The organism is Mucilaginibacter sp. CAU 1740, assembly GCF_039839285.1.
Classification (GTDB): domain Bacteria; phylum Bacteroidota; class Bacteroidia; order Sphingobacteriales; family Sphingobacteriaceae; genus Mucilaginibacter.
The window spans coordinates 1-19,563 of sequence record NZ_JBDOQS010000014.1 but is presented as its reverse complement, the minus strand read 5'-3'; the positions used below and the strand labels follow the sequence as shown (position 1 = coordinate 19,563).

Annotated in this window: 19 protein-coding genes and 1 riboswitch; of the genes, 6 read left to right on the top strand and 13 right to left on the bottom strand. The window is 42.1% G+C overall.

The window, feature by feature from the left end; all coding sequences use genetic code 11:
• Positions 1-6 precede the first annotated feature (6 nt).
• The 4 genes from aroA to AAFN85_RS25125 all read left to right on the top strand — a co-directional run bounded on the left by aroA (position 7) and on the right by AAFN85_RS25125 (position 4,588).
• The gene (aroA, locus tag AAFN85_RS25140) at positions 7-1,293 is read left to right on the top strand and encodes a 3-phosphoshikimate 1-carboxyvinyltransferase (RefSeq protein WP_347530551.1); all 1,287 of its coding nucleotides are present in this window, start codon (positions 7-9) and stop codon (positions 1,291-1,293) included.
• Between the two features lie 206 nt (positions 1,294-1,499).
• Positions 1,500-2,594 carry a chorismate synthase gene (aroC, locus tag AAFN85_RS25135; protein ID WP_347530549.1) on the top strand — a complete coding sequence of 365 codons (1,095 nt, stop codon included), beginning with the start codon at positions 1,500-1,502 and terminating at the stop codon, positions 2,592-2,594.
• Positions 2,595-2,719: 125 nt separating this feature from the next.
• Positions 2,720-3,952, top strand: coding sequence for an MFS transporter (locus AAFN85_RS25130; protein ID WP_347530548.1), 1,233 nt, complete (start codon positions 2,720-2,722; stop codon positions 3,950-3,952).
• Between the two features lie 9 nt (positions 3,953-3,961).
• Complete coding sequence (locus tag AAFN85_RS25125; RefSeq protein ID WP_347530546.1) at positions 3,962-4,588, top strand: HAD family hydrolase; 627 nt, start codon at positions 3,962-3,964, stop codon at positions 4,586-4,588.
• 445 nt (positions 4,589-5,033) lie between these two features.
• Here AAFN85_RS25125 and AAFN85_RS25120 read toward each other — a convergent pair whose 3' ends face one another.
• Together AAFN85_RS25120 and AAFN85_RS25115 are read right to left on the bottom strand one after the other, a co-directional pair.
• On the bottom strand, positions 5,034-5,552 hold the full coding sequence (locus tag AAFN85_RS25120) for a DinB family protein (protein ID WP_347530545.1): 519 nt from the start codon (positions 5,550-5,552) through the stop codon (positions 5,034-5,036).
• Positions 5,552-6,562 carry a glycosyl hydrolase gene (locus AAFN85_RS25115; protein ID WP_347530544.1) on the bottom strand — a complete coding sequence of 337 codons (1,011 nt, stop codon included), beginning with the start codon at positions 6,560-6,562 and terminating at the stop codon, positions 5,552-5,554. The genes AAFN85_RS25120 and AAFN85_RS25115 overlap by 1 nt, the downstream gene beginning before the upstream one ends.
• A gap of 127 nt (positions 6,563-6,689) precedes the next feature.
• Here AAFN85_RS25115 and AAFN85_RS25110 point away from each other — a divergent pair, with 127 nt between their 5' ends.
• Positions 6,690-8,231 carry a L,D-transpeptidase family protein gene (locus AAFN85_RS25110; protein ID WP_347530543.1) on the top strand — a complete coding sequence of 514 codons (1,542 nt, stop codon included), beginning with the start codon at positions 6,690-6,692 and terminating at the stop codon, positions 8,229-8,231.
• 65 nt (positions 8,232-8,296) lie between these two features.
• Here AAFN85_RS25110 and AAFN85_RS25105 read toward each other — a convergent pair whose 3' ends face one another.
• From AAFN85_RS25105 to AAFN85_RS25080, 6 genes are all read right to left on the bottom strand, one after another.
• A complete protein-coding gene (locus tag AAFN85_RS25105) occupies positions 8,297-9,088 on the bottom strand; it encodes a murein L,D-transpeptidase catalytic domain family protein (protein ID WP_347530541.1) in 792 nt (263 codons plus the stop codon).
• Between the two features lie 223 nt (positions 9,089-9,311).
• Complete coding sequence (locus AAFN85_RS25100) at positions 9,312-9,893, bottom strand: nitroreductase (RefSeq protein WP_347530539.1); 582 nt, start codon at positions 9,891-9,893, stop codon at positions 9,312-9,314.
• 185 nt (positions 9,894-10,078) lie between these two features.
• A complete protein-coding gene (locus tag AAFN85_RS25095) occupies positions 10,079-10,792 on the bottom strand; it encodes a diphthine--ammonia ligase (RefSeq protein WP_347530538.1) in 714 nt (237 codons plus the stop codon).
• A 16-nt stretch (positions 10,793-10,808) separates the two neighbouring features.
• Entirely contained in the window at positions 10,809-11,495 is a 687-nt protein-coding gene (locus AAFN85_RS25090) for a Sir2 family NAD-dependent protein deacetylase (RefSeq protein ID WP_347530536.1), read from the bottom strand.
• An 87-nt stretch (positions 11,496-11,582) separates the two neighbouring features.
• Entirely contained in the window at positions 11,583-12,155 is a 573-nt protein-coding gene (locus AAFN85_RS25085) for a DUF6580 family putative transport protein (RefSeq protein WP_347530535.1), read from the bottom strand.
• 42 nt (positions 12,156-12,197) lie between these two features.
• Entirely contained in the window at positions 12,198-14,141 is a 1,944-nt protein-coding gene (locus AAFN85_RS25080) for a TonB-dependent receptor (RefSeq protein WP_347530534.1), read from the bottom strand.
• A 117-nt stretch (positions 14,142-14,258) separates the two neighbouring features.
• Positions 14,259-14,454: riboswitch (cobalamin riboswitch) on the bottom strand.
• Between the two features lie 142 nt (positions 14,455-14,596).
• On the opposite strand from AAFN85_RS25080, the gene AAFN85_RS25075 reads away from it, so the two are divergent.
• Positions 14,597-15,331 carry an SRPBCC family protein gene (locus AAFN85_RS25075; protein WP_347530533.1) on the top strand — a complete coding sequence of 245 codons (735 nt, stop codon included), beginning with the start codon at positions 14,597-14,599 and terminating at the stop codon, positions 15,329-15,331.
• 34 nt (positions 15,332-15,365) lie between these two features.
• On the opposite strand, the gene AAFN85_RS25070 is transcribed toward AAFN85_RS25075, so the two are convergent.
• The 5 genes from AAFN85_RS25070 to thrS form a co-directional block, all read right to left on the bottom strand.
• A complete protein-coding gene (locus AAFN85_RS25070) occupies positions 15,366-15,761 on the bottom strand; it encodes a hypothetical protein (protein WP_347530532.1) in 396 nt (131 codons plus the stop codon).
• A gap of 90 nt (positions 15,762-15,851) precedes the next feature.
• Positions 15,852-16,196 (bottom strand): 50S ribosomal protein L20, encoded by a 345-nt coding sequence (gene rplT, locus AAFN85_RS25065; protein WP_347530530.1) that lies wholly within the window; start codon positions 16,194-16,196, stop codon positions 15,852-15,854.
• A gap of 82 nt (positions 16,197-16,278) precedes the next feature.
• Positions 16,279-16,479, bottom strand: coding sequence for a 50S ribosomal protein L35 (gene rpmI, locus AAFN85_RS25060; protein ID WP_090525627.1), 201 nt, complete (start codon positions 16,477-16,479; stop codon positions 16,279-16,281).
• An 84-nt stretch (positions 16,480-16,563) separates the two neighbouring features.
• Positions 16,564-17,130, bottom strand: a complete 567-nt coding sequence (gene infC / locus AAFN85_RS25055) for a translation initiation factor IF-3 (protein ID WP_347530528.1) — start codon at positions 17,128-17,130, stop codon at positions 16,564-16,566.
• A 1-nt stretch (position 17,131) separates the two neighbouring features.
• A complete protein-coding gene (gene thrS, locus AAFN85_RS25050) occupies positions 17,132-19,057 on the bottom strand; it encodes a threonine--tRNA ligase (RefSeq protein ID WP_347530526.1) in 1,926 nt (641 codons plus the stop codon).
• Between the last annotated feature and the right edge of the window lie 506 nt (positions 19,058-19,563).

The following is a 19,563-nucleotide window of genomic DNA, read 5'->3' as shown; positions in this document are numbered from 1 at the left end:
TTTATAATGATGCAAAACATCATTCTTAAAAGAAACAACAAACTTGTTAATGGTACGGTTAACCTCACCGGTTCAAAAAGTGAGTGTAACCGTGCCCTCATCATCGAGGCGCTGAGCAACGGTAAGGTATTTGTTGAGAATATCTCTGATGCTGCCGATGCGGTTTTATTAGCCGGTATTTTAAGAAAAAGCAGCAGAGCTGTTTTGGCTGATGATAATTCCGAATTAGAAAACTGCAAATCAGACATCGTTGATATCGGCCCGGCTGGTACCGCAATGCGTTTTCTTACTGCTTATTACGCTATCCAGCAGGATGAAGTAATATTAACCGGCAGCAAACGTATGAAGGAACGCCCGATAGGGATTTTGGTTGATGCCTTGCGCGTACTGGGTGCCAATATTGATTACGAAGAAAACGACAGCTATCCTCCAATCAAACTAAAAGGAGGCTTTAAACAGCAAACCAATCAAATCAGCATAAAGGGCAATATCAGCAGCCAATACATCACTGCATTACTACTGATAGCCTCAAGCTTACCCGAAGGTTTGGAATTGCATATTGAAGGTGATCTCACCTCCCGCCCATATGTTGAAATGACATTGGCGATGCTGGAAACTGCCGGTATCAAGCATAACTGGGAAGGCAATGTAATTTCGATAGCTAAACAGGATTTCGCTACAACAACGCTAAGTGTTGAACCGGATTGGAGTGCGGCTTCATACTGGTATGCCATTGCTGCTTTGGCTGATGAGGCCGAACTGTTTTTAAGCGGGTTGACAGCTTACAGCCTGCAGGGCGATAGCGTGATCACCGAGATCATGGCTAACTTTGGCATCACTTCGCAATTTAAAGATGGCGGCGTTCATTTGAAAAAAGAGAACAAACCGATATCCCGTCGCGAATTTGATTTGAAGGAATGCCCCGATCTGGCGCAAACCGTAATTGTTGTATGCGCAGCCTTAAACTACGAAGCATCATTTACAGGTTTGGAAACCCTGAAGATCAAAGAAACTGACCGCATTTTAGCTTTACAAACCGAGCTTGGCAAAATGGGTGTTAAACTAATTGAGAAAGATGAAGTTTACACTTTAGATTGCAGCGGAAAGTTTATCCCGGATAACATCTTCATCAACACCTACCACGATCACCGTATGGCTATGGCCTTCGCGCCACTGGCCCTCATTCTTCCAAAAATGGAATTTGAGAACGGCCCGGTAGTTGAAAAATCATACCCCGCTTTCTGGACCGATCTGGAAAAGCAAGGGTTTGAAGTGGTTGAGAAAGAAGCTTAAAGCAGAAGGCTTAAGGCATAAAGCGAATAACTAAGCCTTCCCCAACGCGTCATTGCGAGGTACGAAGCAATCCCCGATTAGCAGGTCTACCCTGTATAGTTCGCGATTGCTTCGTGCCTCGCAATGACGTGGTATTAATACAATAACCAATTAATTAAAGATATCAGACTCAAATCTCATATCTAACATCTCATATCTAAAAACAAATGGCAGGTAACTCATTCGGGCAATTATTCAGGATAACCACTTTTGGCGAATCGCATGGTGAGGCCATTGGTGTAATTATAGATGGATGCCCGGCCGGTTTACAGGTTGACCTTGAATATATTCAGGGCGAACTGGATAAACGTAAACCCGGTCAGTCAAAAATAACAACACAGCGTAAAGAGAGCGATACGGTAAAGATCTTATCTGGCACTTTCGAAGGCAAAACTACCGGCACTCCTATCGCTATGCTGATCCCTAATGAAGATCAGCGCTCGAAGGATTACAGTCATAACGTAGATGTTTTTCGTCCGTCGCATGCCGACTATACTTACCAAACCAAATATGGTATCCGTGACCACCGTGGCGGCGGTCGTTCGTCAGCTCGTGAAACTGCGGCCCGTGTAGCTGCCGGTGCTTTGGCCAAACTGTTGCTTAAAACTCAAGGCATCGAAATTGTTGCCCATGTAAGCAGCGTAGGTAAGATCAACGCGCCTAACGTATCTATCACAGATCCGCTTGAATTTATTGAAGAACGCGAAAAGAATATTGTTCGCTGCGTCGATCCGGCCACAGCCGAAGAAATGATCGAGTTTATTGATGGCGTACGTAAAGATGGCGATACTGTTGGCGGCAAGATCAGCTGCTACGTAAAAAACTGCCCTGTTGGCCTTGGAGAACCGGTGTTTGATAAACTCCATGCCGATTTAGGCAAAGCTATGCTAAGCATCAATGCTGTACATGGCTTTGAATTTGGCTCAGGCTTTGAAGGCAGCGAAATGCGCGGTTCAGAACATAACGACATCTTTGTAAAATCGCATTTAGGCGATGTACATACCATCACCAATTTCTCTGGTGGTATCCAGGGAGGTATCAGCAATGGTATGCCTATCGAATTTAAGGTAGCCTTTAAACCGGTTGCTACCATCATGAAAAATCAGGCTACTATTGATAGCGAGGGTAACGCCGCCGAGATCTCGGGCAAAGGTCGCCATGATCCTTGCGTAGTTCCGCGTGCCGTGCCTATTGTTGAAGCAATGGCAGCCCTTGTTCTGGCCGATCATTGGCTTAGGAACAAAAACGCGCGGTTAGATTAACCGATGTGCAAATATGCAGATGTGCAAATGGTTCCTCATTAACACATCTGCATAATTTACAATTTGCATATTTGCATATCTGCACATCCGCGCATTTGCACATCTTCTCCTATCTTTGTAAGGCTATGTTTACCAATCTTATCCAATTATACAAACAAGCCTATAGCGGACTTTCAAAAAACAGCTGGTACCTGAGCATTGTAATGCTTATCAATCGTGCCGGCACCATGGTAGTGCCTTTCATGACCATCTATACCATTCGTCAGCTTCATTTTACTATTGAGCAGTCGGGGTATATTATGGCCATTTTTGGCGTGGGTGCTGTATCCGGCGGGTTTATTGGTGGTAAACTGATCAACAAAATAGGTTTTTATGACCTGCAGGTTGGCGCTTTGCTTAGCGGTGGGTTGTTGTTCCTCATACTCGGGTACCAACACAGCTTTATCAAAGTAGCTATTTTTACGCTGCTATTAAGCATCTGCAATGAATCATTCAGACCGGCAAACTCAACAGCTATAGCTCATTACAGTTCGGAAGAAACTAAAACCCGTTCATACTCGCTCAACCGTTTGGCCACTAACCTGGGATGGGCTTTTGGCGGCGGTTTAGGTGGCGTATTGGCTAAGGTAGATTATCATTTATTGTTTTGGGTTGATGGCTGCACCAATATTTTGGCCGGTTTGTTATTGCTAACGCTGATGCCGCGGGCCAGCGTTGCAAAAACCATTAAAAAAGCCGCTGCCGACTTTGATGAAGTATTTTCGTCTGCCTACAAAGATGGTACTTACCTGATATTTATTTTATTAGCCACGCTGTTTGCTACCTGCTTTTTCCAGTTTTTTATAATGCAGCCTGTATTTTACAAACTACAGTGGCACTTTGACGAAGGCTTTATCGGATTCTTATTAGCATTGAACGGCGTACTGATCGTGCTGGTAGAAATGATCCTGATCAATTGGCTTGATGGTAAACAGCATCCGTTAACGTACATCATATCCGGCATATTGGTAGCAGCCTGCAGCTTTGCTTTATTAAACATTATGCCGCATGCAGCATGGGTGGCCATCCTTGTGGTAACTATGATAACCCTTGGCGAAATGCTGAGCATGCCTTTTATGAATACATTTTGGATAGCAAGATCTAACGTGCGGAACCGTGGCGAATATGCCGCTTTATATGCAATGTCGTGGGCCGGCGCACAGATCATCGCGCCCTTTGTTGGCAGCCAGGTAATTGCTTATGGCGGCTTTGAAATGTTGTGGTGGCTGCTTGGTGGCGTTTGCTTCCTGGTTGCCATTGGCTATTATGTTATGAAACGCTCAATACCTACAGATAAAAAAGTCCCGGTTTTGCCCTAATTTGAAACTATGAAAAAAGCGCTCATATTAGATCTTGATAATACGATATACCCGGTAAGTTCTATCGCCGGCGAGTTATTCCATGAGTTGTTCAGTTTTCTAAATGAGCATATCGATGATGCTAATCTTATCTATAACATCAAAGAAGATCTGAAGCGCATCCCCTACCAAAAAGTAGCCGATAAGCACAATTTTAGCGAAAGTTTAAAAAACAAAGGACTTGCATTGCTAAACAATATCGAATACAACCTACCCATCCAGCCTTTTGACGATTACACCCATATCCGCGAGGCAAAAATTACCAGGTTTTTAGTTACCACCGGCTTTACTAAACTACAATGGAGCAAAGTTAGGATGTTGGATATTGAAGGTGATTTTGAGGCGATCCATATTGTTGATCCGGCGCTTTCTCCGCTAACTAAAAAGGACATTTTTGCATCGATATTGGAGAAATATAATTTTAAGCCTGAGGACGTGTTGATTATTGGCGATGATCCTGAGTCTGAAATAAAAGCCGCAAATGAATTAGGTATCGATACTTTTCTGTACGATCCGAAAAACAAACATCCGGATGCAGAAGCAATTTATCGCTCACAAAACCTCAAAGATGCGGCCGTAGTGGCCTTAAATTCTTAAAAAGCATGAAGCATCTACGGAGCCGGAAACCTTTATTTCGATGGGCTACAAACATAGTACTCCAATTACTGGTCGAAGTTTAGCGATATCGTAACTTCGTCCTAAACTATTGGAAGCATTCTGCTTCCGTAGTCCGGCACTAAAGTTATTTGATTTCGAAAATAGTAAAGTAAGATCTTATAAAGTTAAGCTGAAAGCTTAACACAGTTTAGGACGAAGTTACGCTATCGCTAAACTTCGACCAGTAGAGGTATATAAATCAGCAAAATACACGAGGCACCTAACGGAGCCCTCAATCATTTCTTCATCAGCTATAAACACGTTACTCCTACGGAGTTTGTTTTGGTTATGGATAACACTCCGTAGGAGTAACGTGTTTATAGAAACCTTAACGCAAGATTCTTGACTCCGTAGGTGTCACGTTTATATAAGCGATCCATATCGGTTATTTATCCTGCCTAAGCACCTTCACGGTAACAATAAGCTGTCCCAAATGCCGCATCGTATGCTCGGCCGAATGTGTATATAAACCAATTACTGTAGATGGCAGTTGCGCACGCCCCACTCCTCTCCAATTGGTTAAGGTAGATTCGTCAGTAGTTTTAAGCTGCTGAATTATCTTATCAATTTTCAGATTAAAAGCATCAACTAAAGATGCAGCGGCAATTTCTTCGCCATTGGGTTTTCCTTCAGCGGCCAAATAAGCTAACTGTTCCTCACTCAATAACTCGCCTTTAGCATAAGTAAAAAGCCTGTCCAACACGCCTGTTAAATGCTGCAAATGAAAACCCGGTGACGCCATACCAGCAACTTTTTCCCAAAGCAAATTATCGGGAAAACCAGTCATCAATTCATTCAATTCTTCGCGGGCTTGCAGCAACGCATGTGCAACGGGTTGCAATAAAGGCGGTACATCATTAAGCGGGCCGCGGAGCCATACTTCGGGTAATTTAGTAGCGGACATTATTTTTTGTTTAACAGGGTTTTCACTGCTTCGTGGTTAAGGGTTTGTGGTAAGCCGTAAATAGTTTTTACACGCTCGTGGGTATTATCTGTCCATAGCCAGCTTGTCCATACCATAAACCAAGCCCATTCGGGTTGGGCAGCCAGTATCTCGGGCTTTGGCAATTCGCCGGTTTCGGTTAGGGCTATGATCTTTCCGTTGGCCACTTTTAACAGATCGTTATAGTCCCGTTGCTCATAGTCAAAATGATAAATATCAGCACCTAAAATATCTACGTAATCAGCGCCAGGGTAAAAATCTTTATAATCATAAGCCTCATCCAATGGCAAATCGCGTAAGCCATTCGGCCCCCAAACCCAGATCAGGTTATTTAAATGATGATAGTTGGTGTACCTATCGTACATCATTTTCCAAAGTTTGATAATGCCGTTACTTCCCTTCTTATTTCCCCACCAAAACCAAACCCCGTTCATTTCATGGTAAGGCCGCCATAGTACCGGTACATGCGCATCTCTAAGTTGTTTCAGGTATCCGGCCACTACATCAATTTGTGCAAGCCATTTTTTATTTAGCTCGGTATTGGGAGTAACCAGTTCCTGCCATTGAGCATCGGTTAGTTTGCCCTGGATACTTTCCTTCCAACCGTACGGTGGGTTATCGGTAGGTCTGCCCTGGTGCCACATTAGGGTAACCAGGTAACCATCCTGCCATTTTTGTTGAGCGGTTTTTACCAGGTCGGGACCAAGGTCTTTATCTCCCCAAAGCATGAAATCTGAACCCCACACAGCGGGGAATTGCCCGGTGATAGCTTTGGCGCTGTCTGAAAAAACGTCACGATCGCTGTTATAATTCTGCTGACCTGACAAAATATGCTTGCCTTTTATGCTATATAAAAAGCCGAGCAATTTATTTACCTCGGGCGATGCTTCTTTATTTACTGGTTTAAAACCTTGTGCTAAAGCCATGAAAGGCAGCGCGATGAGCAATGTAAGTGGCAGCAGTTTTTTCATTCTAATTAAACTGATTATTTGGTTTAACGATTGTAACGGGCGTTTTTCAAAAATAAATAAAAAGGATGGTGCTTTATGGTATGGCTATTGCTATTCATGTGCAATATTTAACTATCTTCAAAGCAATATGATACCTATCCCTATTAGAAAGCATTTTATACCCATTATACTTTCCACGTGCCTGATCGTGTTGCTTGGCTTACAAAGTTGTAAAAAGAAACACTCGGTAATTGCCGATGAGATGTTCAGGGTTACCCAAAACGAAATTTTTAAAAAGGCCGATACAGCCGAATACCTGCCTGTTTTTAAACGTGTATTTGCCAAATACAGGAAAAAGATAGCCAACCCAATGGTTATCGAATCGTTCTTCAAAAAAAATGAATACGAGCCGCTGCTGGTTGTAAACCACCTCAACAACGGCGATCTGGACGCCCTGCCCGAATACATCAACAGGCTCAACGAACATGGCCTTGATCCTTCCATTTATCCAACCGAGGAAATTAAAACCCTTGTAGCTAAACTGAAAGATAAAACGGCTATAAAAACCATTGAGGAAGGCTATGAAACAGTGGCTAAACTGGAGATCCTATCTGCCGGTGCACTTGTAAAATATTCAAACGCGATTCAATACGGAGTTATTAATCCTAAAAAGATCTATTCCAGGTACTTTATGGCTACCCGCAGGCCAGATAGCTTAGGGATGCTTAACACTTTGGGCACTGCCAGCTTCAAAACATACCTTGATAGCATCCAACCTAAAAGCCCGCAATACTTAGCCATACAAAAAGCATATCGCGATAGCGCCACCATTGAAGGTTTGAGCCGCGAAGAAAGTAAGCGCTATTTATTGGTGAGCCTTGAACGTTTGCGTTGGAGAAATAAACCTTACGAACCTAAATACGTGATCGTAAATATTCCCGATTTCAGGTTGGATGTAATGGAAGATGGCAAATCTGTTTTAAACATGAAGGTTTGCGTTGGCCAGGGCCGTAACATGGAAAACCAAAATACACTGGAGCATTTTGATGATACAGCCCGCGCAGACAAGCCTTTTCCACGCGAAACTCCTATTCTGAATAGTGTGATCCATAGCGTTGAGGTAAACCCGGTTTGGAACATCCCGCGCAGTATAGCCACTAAAGAGATCATTGTTGAAGCGGCTGAAGATCGTTTTTATCTTGCTAACAAAAACATCGATGTATTTAAAGATGGTAAGCGAATAGCCGATCCGGAAACGATTGATTGGTCGCAGGTTACACCTAACAACCTAGAGTACGAATTTAAACAGCGTCCAGGAGAGGATAACTCATTAGGAAAAATCAAATTCCTGTTCAAAAACCGGAGCAGCGTTTATTTGCATGATACACCTAACAAAGCAGCATTCCGTAAAACAATGAGAGCAGTAAGCCATGGCTGTGTACGTTTGGGCGATCCGCTCGGACTGGCAACTAACCTGTTTGGCGAAGGTGCGGATCTGGATACCATATCTAACGATATGATAGTAAACAAACCTGAGCCAACAAATATCGGTCTACCAAAGAAAACTCCCATCTATATCACTTACGTAACCTGTTGGGTTGATGGGAATGGAGTGATCCAATACCGGCCCGATGTGTACGGTTTAGATATTGTATTGTACTCGCACCTGCAACCCGTATTGGCTAAATAATAAAAATGCCCGGCAAACTGCAAAGTAAGCCGGGCTTCATGATTTGGTTTATATTTGGTTTGGATTTAAAATTTAACCGAATCAAATGCTGTTGTATCGGCATTGGCCATTAAGCTAAACGGCCCAGCCTCATCCAGGTATTTTGAGGTGTACGACATATCATTGCCGTTGATAAACATTACTGTTTTCCCCTCTATTGTATTAATTATCTTGTTCACCAATTTAGGCGATACTGCAGGGCATCCGAAACTTCTACCCAAAAAACCCTGCTCATTAATAGCCGCCTGGCTCACATAATTTGCGCCGTGTAACACTATGCTGCGCATACGTGCACTTGAATTAAAACCCTCGTCCATCCCATCCAGGTATAATGAGCGACCATGTTTACCAATATATGGTTTATCGGTAACATAAAAACCAAGACTGCTCTGGTGCGAATCGTTCCTATCCGAAAAACTGTTTGCCATCTCATCGCCACTGCCCGATCCATGTGCTACCCATGTATTCATTAACAACTGCCTGTTAAGCAGATCAACAATCCACATGCGCTTTTCCCTGCTCGAGCGGGTAAAATCAATCACCGTTAAAACCGAACTATTTTCGGGTACTACATGGTTTAACTTCAAATTAGTATAACCGGTAACCGCTTTTTCAAATACATCAAACGCTAAACCGGCTTGTTGTAGCTGTGCTGCCTGGTAAAGGGTGTTTACGTATTGATCAAATAATTCTTTTGGAGTAAAATTTACATTCTTTCTTACACTCACTAATCTGTTTGCACCATCCGATTTCCAGCTTAAAATTGTTGCAGAAAAAAAGAATACCGCCATGGTAACCCACGAGAAATGTTTCCTCATACGCTTTGCCTGAGTTTAATTCAACTTTAATTAATTAGGGTATAGTAACAGGTCTTGAACGGTTGGTTAACCTGCTATTAACAGGTTAACACAAAAATATACTTTAAAACTTAAAATGCAAGTTAATAAAAAGGTATTTTTTACTAAAATGAAAATAAGTTAAAAGTTAAGTAACAAAACCCAGTTTTATACGGGCGTAAAAAAGAAAAGGTTATGGGTTAAATTATTTAACCCATTTTACTTTGTCCTCAAGCGGAATTGTACGTTTTCCTTCGGGATATTGGTCTGCATAACCAAGGTATAGCACCCCCATTACAACGTCTTCTTCGCCCAATTCTAAGAAATCTTTAAAAGCAGGCTTCAGGATAGCACCACCGGTACTCCAGAACGATGCGATATTTAACGACGTTGCCCCTAAAAGAATGTTTTGAATGGCACTTGATGCCGCGGCGATCTCCTCAAACTGCGGAATCTTCGGCAGGTCACCACGTTTCATTATCGAGATAATAGCATGCGATACCTTGTTACCCAGATTTTTAAGGTTGTTGTAGGTAGTTTCGTTAAAATCTTCGGTAGATACGCTTTTCTTATACACCTCAGCATGCTCGGCCGAAAATACGGTAGGATCTTCGTACACAACAAAGCGCCATGGTTCGGTAAAACCGTGGGTGGGCGCCCAATCGGCCAGTTCAAGCAGGGCCGCAACTTGTGCGTTAGGTATTTTATGACCGTTCATGGCAGCTGGTTTAACCGAACGGCGTGTTTTTATAATTTGAGCGATAGTTGAAAATGTTATAGAATCCATAGAAAAGATGTTATGATATAGAGTTGACGAATTAACTATTTTAAGATCATTGATCGGCCAATATCAAAAAATCAATTTATTAAACCAAATTGATTTTAGCCACATGGACTGAAGGCTTCGCATTGGCCAAATAAATAACAATATTTACACAATGCATTTACGCTGCTATCGGCTTGGATGAAGAATCAAGCAGGTAAAAGGTCGCAATACCAAAAGCCGGCAGGTTTTTCATCGGTTGAAGAAACGCAGGAATCATCAGCATTTTTTGGGGCTTTGTATTCCTTAAAAACTTTTTCGCCTGTTTTGTAAGCGATGGCTCTTTTAAAAATGGGGCCTTTAAAAGTGAAGGTGTGAAACTCGCCGTTTTCACCGCAAACATCAACGTCACCAGGCAAAGAATCGATCAATTCGGGACTGATCTCCCGCCCTACTATCCGCTCTAATCTTTGCTGGGTACAGGCTATCACCGTACCAAAACCAAGCCTTAAAAACTCGTTGATCAACTCACGGGTATCGCGTTTCCATAAAGGGTACAGTCCGGTTAAACCGACCTCGCTTAGTCGAGTATCCCGATAATCTCTCAGATCCTGCAAAAAGATATCTCCGAAAATAGAATGAGTGATGCCCTCACTTTTAAAGTGGGATAAATGATGGCGCATCACCTCGTCGTACTCCTTCATGCCGGGCATTTCTGGTAAACGGATCTGGTACAATGGAATACCGATACTCGCGGCTTGCTCAATTAATAATTCGGTACGTACGCCATGCATGGAGATCCTGTCGGCAGCGTCGTTAACAGTAGTTACCAGGTAGGCGATTTCAATATCGGGATCCTGAAGACAATAGTATAAGGCCAGGGCGCTGTCTTTACCGCCGCTCCAGTTAAAAATGCATTTCAAATTAAGTTGGTTTAGCTTATTCGTTCAATAATTTACTTACAAGCTCAGTTAATCCAACCGAAGCTTTTTCTTCTATTTTGATAACCGGCCCGCGCACATTAACTTCAGGTATTTTCGGGTCGATAATATACTTAGGAACCTCCGGATCAAGGTAGCCGATCAACCCGGCAGCTGGATAAACTGCAAGTGACGATCCTACTAAAATGAAAAGATCAGCACCCGCGCAGATCATCGCGGCCCGCTCAATCATTGGTACAGGTTCGCCAAACCAAACTACGTGCGCACGTAACTGCGAACCAAGTTCACATTTATCGCCCATTTTTAGTTCCCAACCATCTATGGGATAAGTAAGCTCGGGATTAACGCTTGATTGCGAGCGGGTGATGATGCCATGCAAATGCACAACATTGGTTGAGCCGGCACGTTCATGCAGGTCATCTATATTTTGGGTAATAATGGTTACCCGATGTTTCTCTTCTAAAGCTGCAAGTGCAAAGTGAGCGGCGTTGGGCTTGGCATCCAGTACATTTTTACGGCGTTCGTTATAAAATTGCTGCACCATCACCGGGTTCCATTCCCAGGCTTGTGGCGTGGCTACATCTTCAATATTGTAACCTTCCCAAAGGCCGTCACTATCCCTGAATGTTTTTAACCCACTTTCGGCGCTGATGCCCGCACCTGTTAATACAACTATATTTTTCATTTTAATTGATGTAGATGAAAGACCGCGAGGTCATAAAAAAAGCGGATCGCCTTACAACAATCCGCTTTAAATTTAAATGCTTTTATTTTATAAAGCCAGTTGCTTTTTATCCTGCAGAACGGTATACTTACTTTTAGCTAACTCAAAACCGCCAAAAAGAATAGCGCTGAACACCAAAGTACCAATTGCCATATTACGCTCAAAAGGAATAGCTTTAACTAACGATTCGCCATAACCAGCCAGGGTATGCGGATAAAGTGTACCGTACAACCAAGGCAGATCAGTAATTAACCAGTGAATAAGCACCGCAGCAATTGATGACAATAAAACATTGGCAACATTCACCACTTTTAACATACTGCCAACCAATACCATTAATGCGAAACATCCATAAACCCATTCCGCACCGCTGTACCAAAAAGTAAGTTTTGAAGTATATAGGTAATTGATAATAACATCCGTAGTAAACAAGGTTGCCAGCACAGTAACATAACCTTTCCACTTAGATGTAAAATATGCGCCTCCAAATAAAGCGATAGCGCCTACCGGGTTAAAATTGCTCAACTCCTTATACTCAAATGCCAATAGCCTGAAAGCAGCAGCAACCAGTATAATTGCTATTAAAAACAAATTACGTGTATAGTTATCTTTAGTGGTCATATGCCGTAAAATTAATTATAAAATCCGGATAATTGGAATGTGCTATTTAAATTGATACCTGGCACCGAGCACGAAATTGATGCCGCGGGTATTGTATCCTAACCAGTCTACGTATTTAGTATCAAAAACGTTGTTCAGGTCGCCAAAAATATTTAGATTTTTGGTGGCGTTGTATTCCAGGTGCAGATCAACCAGGTTGTAGTGTTTTAAAAGCGCCTGTCCCGAGGCTGAACTGAAATCCACATCGGTACGATTACCGGTGTATTTATAGTTAACGCCAAACTGTAAACCGGTTAACAACTGATAGCTAAAGTTAGCCCCAAAAGTATTTTTTGGCCTGCGGAACAGGTTATCACTTTGACTTCCAATCTCGTTGGTTAGCTTACCGGTTACATAGGCATAATATGCCGAAGCGCTTATTCCATTCGCATGATACTTCAATTCAGATTCAAAACCTTTATCTTTTTGCAATTGCCCGTTTTCGTATATGCCGTAAGGAAAATCATTAATGTTCTTAAAGTAAATTACATCTTTTGTATTTCGCTTAAAAAAAACTGTATTGAATGACAAAGCGTTTTTAACAATCTCCCAATCAAACCCTGCCTCATAAGACGTAGTGATCTCCGGGTTTAGCTTTTGGTTACCATATTCAGAATATAGTTGATACAGCGATGGCGATTTAAATGCAGAAGCAATGGTACCGAATATCTTAAACTGATCGGCCAGGAAGACAGAAGGATTTACTGTATAGGTAAATTTATCGCCATACCTGTTGTGATGATTGTACCTGCCACCTAATTCAAGGTGAAATATATCGTACTTAAAAAACAATGATGTGTAGGCGCTAAAAATATTGGTTGGCGTATCGCCCGCTTTTATAATACTTGGCGGCCCTGCATAACCGGCAGCTTCGTACAGACTGTACTGGCTGGTATTACTATATTTAAAAGCCGCGCCGCTCGTGATATCCAGGTATTTATTCAATTGATAATTAAATACAGCCTCGGCATTGGTTATGCGCCCTGTATTTTTAGTTACCTGGTGAGTGCTATCATTGTCACTTGGTAAATTGGTAAAATTATTCTGAACTGTGTTTTGCGATATGTTTAAATTCAGATCGCCTTTAGGTAAGATCAATTTTGCACCTACGCCGCCAAATACGAATGTGTTTTTATAGGTGTAATCGTTATCACCCGCAAAAGCGCCGTAAGGCAGATCGCCGGTATTACGGCTTGCCTGGAAATTACCATTGAGGATAAACTTCTCTGATAAATTTTGACTGAGGTTTACACTTGCCGAACGTTGATGAAAACCATCTTTCTTAAAGGCGTCATTCCCTGTTTTATCTGTAGCTGCCGAAAAACCTTTGGAATCGGTATTGGATAGGTTAACAGCAAGGGAGGTATTTTTTAACTTGCCACTTACCGAAGCTGCTTCTTTAAAGGTATTATAACTACCGCCGGTAAACATTAAACTCCCGGTTAAGCCCTGGGTTTTAGCTTTTTTGGTAATGATGTTGATCACGCCTGCAACAGCGTCTGAACCGTACAAAGTAGATCCGCTACCTTTTAGGATTTCAATATGATCGATCAGATCAACCGAGAACGCGTTAAGATCATAACTACCATCAATACTTCCGGCGTTATTTACCGGGAAGCCATCAACTAAAATAAGCGTATTACCACTTGATGCGCCACGCAAAAAAACGGAAGTGGCAATACCTGGCGCATTATTAGCGCCTGAAAAGGTGAGCCCCGCTACATTGTTCAATAACTGCGGTAACGATTTGCCCTGCGCCTGATTGATCTCGGCAGAAGAGATCACAGTAACCACCCTAACAATGTCTGATAGTTTTTTAGGTGAGCGTGTTGCCGTAACAACAACAGTATTTAACGTTTTGGTGGTATCCTGCGCCTGGGCCGAACTAAGCGCCACAAAAGGTGCCAAACCCAAACCGAATAAAAATTTCAAGTAGTTTTTTTCCATGTAGTATTTATCAATGAAATAAATGTGTTTTAAAAAGCTAACACGGAAATGAGCACAAATGAAAATACGCCAAACAGATGAGCATTCGCATTCAAGCTTCAATCCCCGAAAGCTTTGAATAATTTACTATGCTTTGGCAGGTTTTCTGACTTACTCCCCTATTGGTCTGGCCTTCCCTCCTGCATTACAAGAAGTGACATTGTTGATTTGACCAAGGTTACAGAGCTTACAGCTGCGGGACAGTTACGGACTTGCACCGTATTCCCTTTTAATTCATTAAATGCTTAATGAAACCTAAAGCGTTGCGAAGGTACAGTAAGTACCTCACAAGGGCAAAATTTTAGCATGAACCATCGATATGAGAAGCCACACTTACACTAAAAAGCAATAAAATTCACTTAAACAAAACTTTAACGATAGCTACAGTGTTTTAAACACATAACTATTAAAAACCTATGGCAACTACAATAGTAAAATATACCGATAACTATCCCGTACTTTACGGAGACGACCGCATAAACCTGAATTGGCCAGAGCGTATTACTTCAATAGCGGGCGGAATGAAGATCGGCTTTTCGGGATTTAAAAATCTTTTCAGTAACCCTTTAGCCAGCATCGTGAAGATTGGCGCAGGCGGTTACCTGCTAAACCGTGGCATAACAGGGCATTGTGAATTATATAAACGTATTGGTAAACTCTCTACAAATCCAATCAATGTAAATATCCGTTCGTCGTTTACCGTTGATAAGCCGAGACAAAAGGTTTATGATTTTTGGCGCAAGCTGGATAACCTTCCGTTATTTATGAAGCACCTCGAAAGTGTTGAAGTTATCGATTCGAAATACTCATACTGGGTTTTAAAGCTACCGCAAAATGTGGCCACGGTGAGTTGGCATGCCGAAATTGTACACGATGAACCAAACGAGATGATTGGCTGGAGTTCCCTGCCCGATTCGATGATCAATAACGCTGGCAAGGTGCGTTTTCAGGATAGCGTTGATGGTACAGGAACTGTAGTTGATGTGGTGATCAGCTATCAGCCACCCGCAGGAGGGCTTGGAGCCGGAATAGCTAAAATATTAAACCCTGTATTTAAAAGCATGGTTGATAAGGATATTCAAAACTTTAAGCAGTACATGGATATCAATAATGATGCTGATGAATTTACTGAGGTGATCATTATTGAATGATCATTAATAAACACATTAAAGGCGCAATGGCATATTACCCATTTGCGCCTTTTACTTTGACTTTTTGTATCTTAGAATACCTGAATACCCTGGCAGGTTCGGGGTCACCTTTTGCAGGTGTATAATTTCGTGGAAATCCTTTTTCCTTGTAAAAATATCCGGTTACTTTAATCCTCATACTATGGAGGCCATCAGGTAGATCATCTGCCTTGATCAGTTTCTTATTTCCCTGTTCAAGATAAATATACTCTGCTTTAGTTGTGTTTAGTCTATCATCGTTAATTACCCATTGCGCACAGGTACAGCCCACATATCCATAACTAACTATTATAGTTGTGGGCGTGTTCTCTAACTTTGATTGGGCCTGATCTTTTTCTATGCAAGCAAAACTTATAGGTATTAGTAATGCCAGAAATCGTAGGTATTTCATTGGTTCAGGAATTTAATGCAAGATATCAAATTCCGTAAAATAAAAAAGGCCGCAAATTGCGGCCCTTTTTGGATATTATCTAAACGATATTTATTTTACTGCATCAACAACTGCTTTGAAAGCATCTGGGTTGTTCATTGCTAAATCAGCTAATACCTTACGGTTTAAACCAATTTCTTTAGCAGTTAATTTACCCATTAACTGAGAGTAAGAAATTCCGTGCTGACGGGCACCAGCGTTGATACGTTGGATCCATAAAGCTCTGAACTCTCTCTTTTTGGTTTTACGGTCGCGGTAAGCGTACTGTAAACCTTTTTCAACTGTGTTTTTTGCAACGGTATAAACCTTGCTACGTGAACCCCAATAACCTTTGGCGAGGTTCATGATCCTTTTCCTGCGTCTTCTCGACGCTACTGCGTTAACTGAACGTGGCATCTTGTTTGTTTTTTGGTAGTGAGTGCCTGCATCTTGAGTGCCGAACTTAAAACTCTATTACCTGGTTTTTAAAAAATGTGAATTACTTTCCGATACAAAGCATACGTTTTACGTTACCCATGTCGGCATCAGATACTAAGCTGGTTTGACCAAGGGCACGCTTACGTTTTGTCGACATCTTGGTTAAGATGTGGCTTTTGTATGCGTTTTTTCTTGCGATTTTACCGGTTCCAGTAAGCTTAAAGCGCTTTTTTGCACTGGAATTGGTTTTCATTTTTGGCATAACTCTATTTATTTGTGTTTAGATAATTAACGTTTCTCAACGTTTTATTTTAATGCACCTCCCTTGCGGCAGGTGCAATTCAAATTATTTTTTAGCTGCTTTAGGGGCAAGGGTTAAAAACATCCTTTTTCCTTCAAGCTTTGGCAATTGCTCTACTTTACCTACTTCTTCTAATGCCTGAGCAAAACGAAGCAGTAAGATCTCGCCTTGTTCTTTGTAAACAATAGCACGGCCTTTAAAGTGTACGTAAGCCCTAACCTTTTCTCCCGATTCAAGGAACTTGATGGCATGCTTCAGTTTAAACTCAAAGTCATGGTCATCAGTGTTCGGTCCGAAACGGATCTCTTTAATAACCGTTTGCTTGGCATTACTTTTTATTTCCTTAAGCTTTTTCTTTTGCTCGTAAATAAACTTATTGTAATCAGTTACTTTACAAACGGGAGGTACGGCGTTTGGAGATATTTCAACCAGGTCCAATTCCTGCTCAGCTGCTATAGCGAGCGCGTCTCTTAATGAAAAGATACCCTGCTCAACGTTATCACCTACAAGGCGAACTTCCTGAGCCCTAATGAATTGGTTAATGTTGTGTTCAGCTTCTTTTTTCTTAAAAGGAAGCCTTGGTCCTCTATTGAAAGGTTTGTTTAATGCCAAGTTATACTGTTATTTCTTTTGTTATTTGTTCTTTAAATTCTTCTATGCTCATACTTCCCAGATCGCCGGCACCGTGTTTACGGACAGAAACCAGCCCTTCGGCAGCTTCTTTTTCACCCACAATCAGCATATAAGGGATTTTTTTAACTTCAGCATCACGTATCTTTCTGCCTATTTTCTCGTCCCTGAAGTCGATTAGCCCGCAAATATCGGAATCTTTTAAGATATCAGAAAGTTTTTTTGCATATTCTTCATATTTTTCTGATATGGGCAGAATGATAAATTGCTCGGGCGATAACCACAACGGGAAATTACCGGCACAGTGCTCAATTAGCACCGCGATAAAGCGCTCCATCGAGCCAAACGGTGCCCTGTGGATCATTACCGGGCGATGTTTCATATTGTCGCTGCCAGTGTATTCCAGTTCAAAGCGCTCAGGCAGGTTATAATCTACCTGGATTGTGCCTAACTGCCATTTACGGCCTAAGGCATCCTTCACCATAAAATCGAGCTTAGGGCCGTAAAATGCAGCTTCGCCGTATTCAACAACAGTTGGCAGGCCTTTCTCGGCAGCAGCTTCAATGATCGCGTTCTCGGCTAAAGCCCAGTTCTCATCTGTACCGATATATTTTGCGCGGTTTTCAGGGTCGCGTAATGATACCTGTGCAATATAATTATCAAAACCTAAAGCTTTAAATACATATAACACCAGATCGATCACTTTTTTAAACTCTTCTTTCACCTGATCCGGGCGGCAGAATAAGTGCGCGTCATCCTGAGTAAAGCCACGTACACGGGTTAAACCATGCAACTCACCGCTTTGTTCATAACGATATACGGTACCAAACTCTGCAAAACGAACCGGCAGGTCTTTGTACGAGCGTGGTTTTGTTTTATAGATCTCGCAGTGGTGCGGGCAGTTCATCGGTTTTAAGAAGAACTCCTCTCCTTCCTGCGGAGTTTTAATTGGCTGAAACGAATCGGCACCATATTTTTCGTAGTGGCCCGAAGTTACATACAGGTTTTTATGACCGATATGCGGAGTGATTACCTGCTCATAACCGGCTTTAACCTGTGCTTTTTGCAGGAAGTTTACCAAACGCTCGCGCAAAGCAGTTCCTTTAGGCAACCACAATGGTAAGCCCATACCTACTTTTTCTGAAAAAGCGAACAGTTCCAATTCTTTACCCAGCTTACGGTGATCGCGCTTTTTAGCTTCTTCGATCATGTGCAGGTATTCAGTTAGTTCGCTGGCTTTAGGGAAAGTAACGCCGTAAATACGGGTTAACTGCTTGCGTGTTTCATCACCGCGCCAGTAAGCACCGGCAAGGCTCATCAGTTTAACCGCTTTAATAAAGCCTGTGTTTGGGATGTGTGGTCCGCGGCACAAATCGGTAAAATTACCTTGCGAATAAAAAGTGATGGCACCGTCTGGCAGATCTTTGATCAAATCCAACTTGTACTCGTCGCCTTTTTCAGTAAAATATTCAATCGCATCGGCTTTGCTCACCGGTTTGCGGATATACTCTTCTTTGGTTTTAGCCAGCTCGATCATTTTATCTTCGATCTGTTTAAACTCGTCAGAAGATAAAACCTTGTCACCAAAATCAACATCGTAATAAAAACCGGTTTCAATAGCCGGACCAATACCGAATTTAGTACCCGGATACAAAGCCTCAAGCGCCTCAGCCATTAAGTGGGCCGATGAATGCCAGAATGTTGATTTGCCGTCGGCGTCATTCCATGTTAATAGTTTTACATGCGCGTCCTGTTCAATAGGGCGGCTTGCATCCCAAACCTGGCCGTCAACTTCGGCCGCTAATACGTTACGTGCTAATCCTTCAGAGATCGATAGTGCGATCTGTGCGGCAGTGATTCCCTTGTCATACTGACGAACGGAACCATCAGGAAGTGTAATGTTAATCATCTACAACTATGATTTTAAATTTATAAAATTACGTTTAACCGGTCACCTACAAAGTGACCTTATTTTTTGTGGATACAAAAATAGAATTTTAAATAGCATTTGCTATTTAAATTGGTATTTATTGCAAGAGGATTGCTTTTGGGAAGGATGTAAATAACGTCATTGCGAGTAATAAAAGCCGAGGCCTCTGAAGGAGATATGACATTTGCGGGCGGACCGGTCACTCTGAGCTTGTCGAAGAGTAGCGCGCAGAGGCCCTACCCACCATGCTTCGACAGGCTCAGCATGACACCCATTTTAAACTTGTCATGGGTAGGTACGAAGCAATCGCGAACTGTACGGGGCGGTTTCGCATAGCACCTCTGCTCCCGTGCGATTGCTTAGTACCTCGCAATTGTAAAGGTTAGATAATTCGGTAACAGAATTAGGGATTATTTTTGTTGTTTAGGGTAGCCATATCAATGGGCTTTTTACCATTAATCCCCTGATGTGGCCTTTCCCAGTTA

Excerpts from the sequence above, each read along its gene's own strand:
- AAFN85_RS25115 (WP_347530544.1), bottom strand. The coding sequence starts at position 6,562 with ATGAAAAAACTGCTGCCACTTACATTGCTCATCGCGCTGCCTTTCATG.
- AAFN85_RS25085 (WP_347530535.1), bottom strand. The coding sequence starts at position 12,155 with ATGACCACTAAAGATAACTATACACGTAATTTGTTTTTAATAGCAATT.
- rplT (WP_347530530.1), bottom strand. The coding sequence starts at position 16,196 with ATGCCACGTTCAGTTAACGCAGTAGCGTCGAGAAGACGCAGGAAAAGG.
- AAFN85_RS25130 (WP_347530548.1), top strand. The coding sequence starts at position 2,720 with ATGTTTACCAATCTTATCCAATTATACAAACAAGCCTATAGCGGACTT.
- AAFN85_RS25075 (WP_347530533.1), top strand. The coding sequence starts at position 14,597 with ATGGCAACTACAATAGTAAAATATACCGATAACTATCCCGTACTTTAC.
- aroC (WP_347530549.1), top strand. The coding sequence starts at position 1,500 with ATGGCAGGTAACTCATTCGGGCAATTATTCAGGATAACCACTTTTGGC.
- rpmI (WP_090525627.1), bottom strand. The coding sequence starts at position 16,479 with ATGCCAAAAATGAAAACCAATTCCAGTGCAAAAAAGCGCTTTAAGCTT.
- AAFN85_RS25080 (WP_347530534.1), bottom strand. The coding sequence starts at position 14,141 with ATGGAAAAAAACTACTTGAAATTTTTATTCGGTTTGGGTTTGGCACCT.
- AAFN85_RS25120 (WP_347530545.1), bottom strand. The coding sequence starts at position 5,552 with ATGTCCGCTACTAAATTACCCGAAGTATGGCTCCGCGGCCCGCTTAAT.
- thrS (WP_347530526.1), bottom strand. The coding sequence starts at position 19,057 with ATGATTAACATTACACTTCCTGATGGTTCCGTTCGTCAGTATGACAAG.
- AAFN85_RS25105 (WP_347530541.1), bottom strand. The coding sequence starts at position 9,088 with ATGAGGAAACATTTCTCGTGGGTTACCATGGCGGTATTCTTTTTTTCT.
- AAFN85_RS25090 (WP_347530536.1), bottom strand. The coding sequence starts at position 11,495 with ATGAAAAATATAGTTGTATTAACAGGTGCGGGCATCAGCGCCGAAAGT.
- AAFN85_RS25070 (WP_347530532.1), bottom strand. The coding sequence starts at position 15,761 with ATGAAATACCTACGATTTCTGGCATTACTAATACCTATAAGTTTTGCT.
- aroA (WP_347530551.1), top strand. The coding sequence starts at position 7 with ATGATGCAAAACATCATTCTTAAAAGAAACAACAAACTTGTTAATGGT.
- AAFN85_RS25100 (WP_347530539.1), bottom strand. The coding sequence starts at position 9,893 with ATGGATTCTATAACATTTTCAACTATCGCTCAAATTATAAAAACACGC.
- AAFN85_RS25110 (WP_347530543.1), top strand. The coding sequence starts at position 6,690 with ATGATACCTATCCCTATTAGAAAGCATTTTATACCCATTATACTTTCC.
- AAFN85_RS25125 (WP_347530546.1), top strand. The coding sequence starts at position 3,962 with ATGAAAAAAGCGCTCATATTAGATCTTGATAATACGATATACCCGGTA.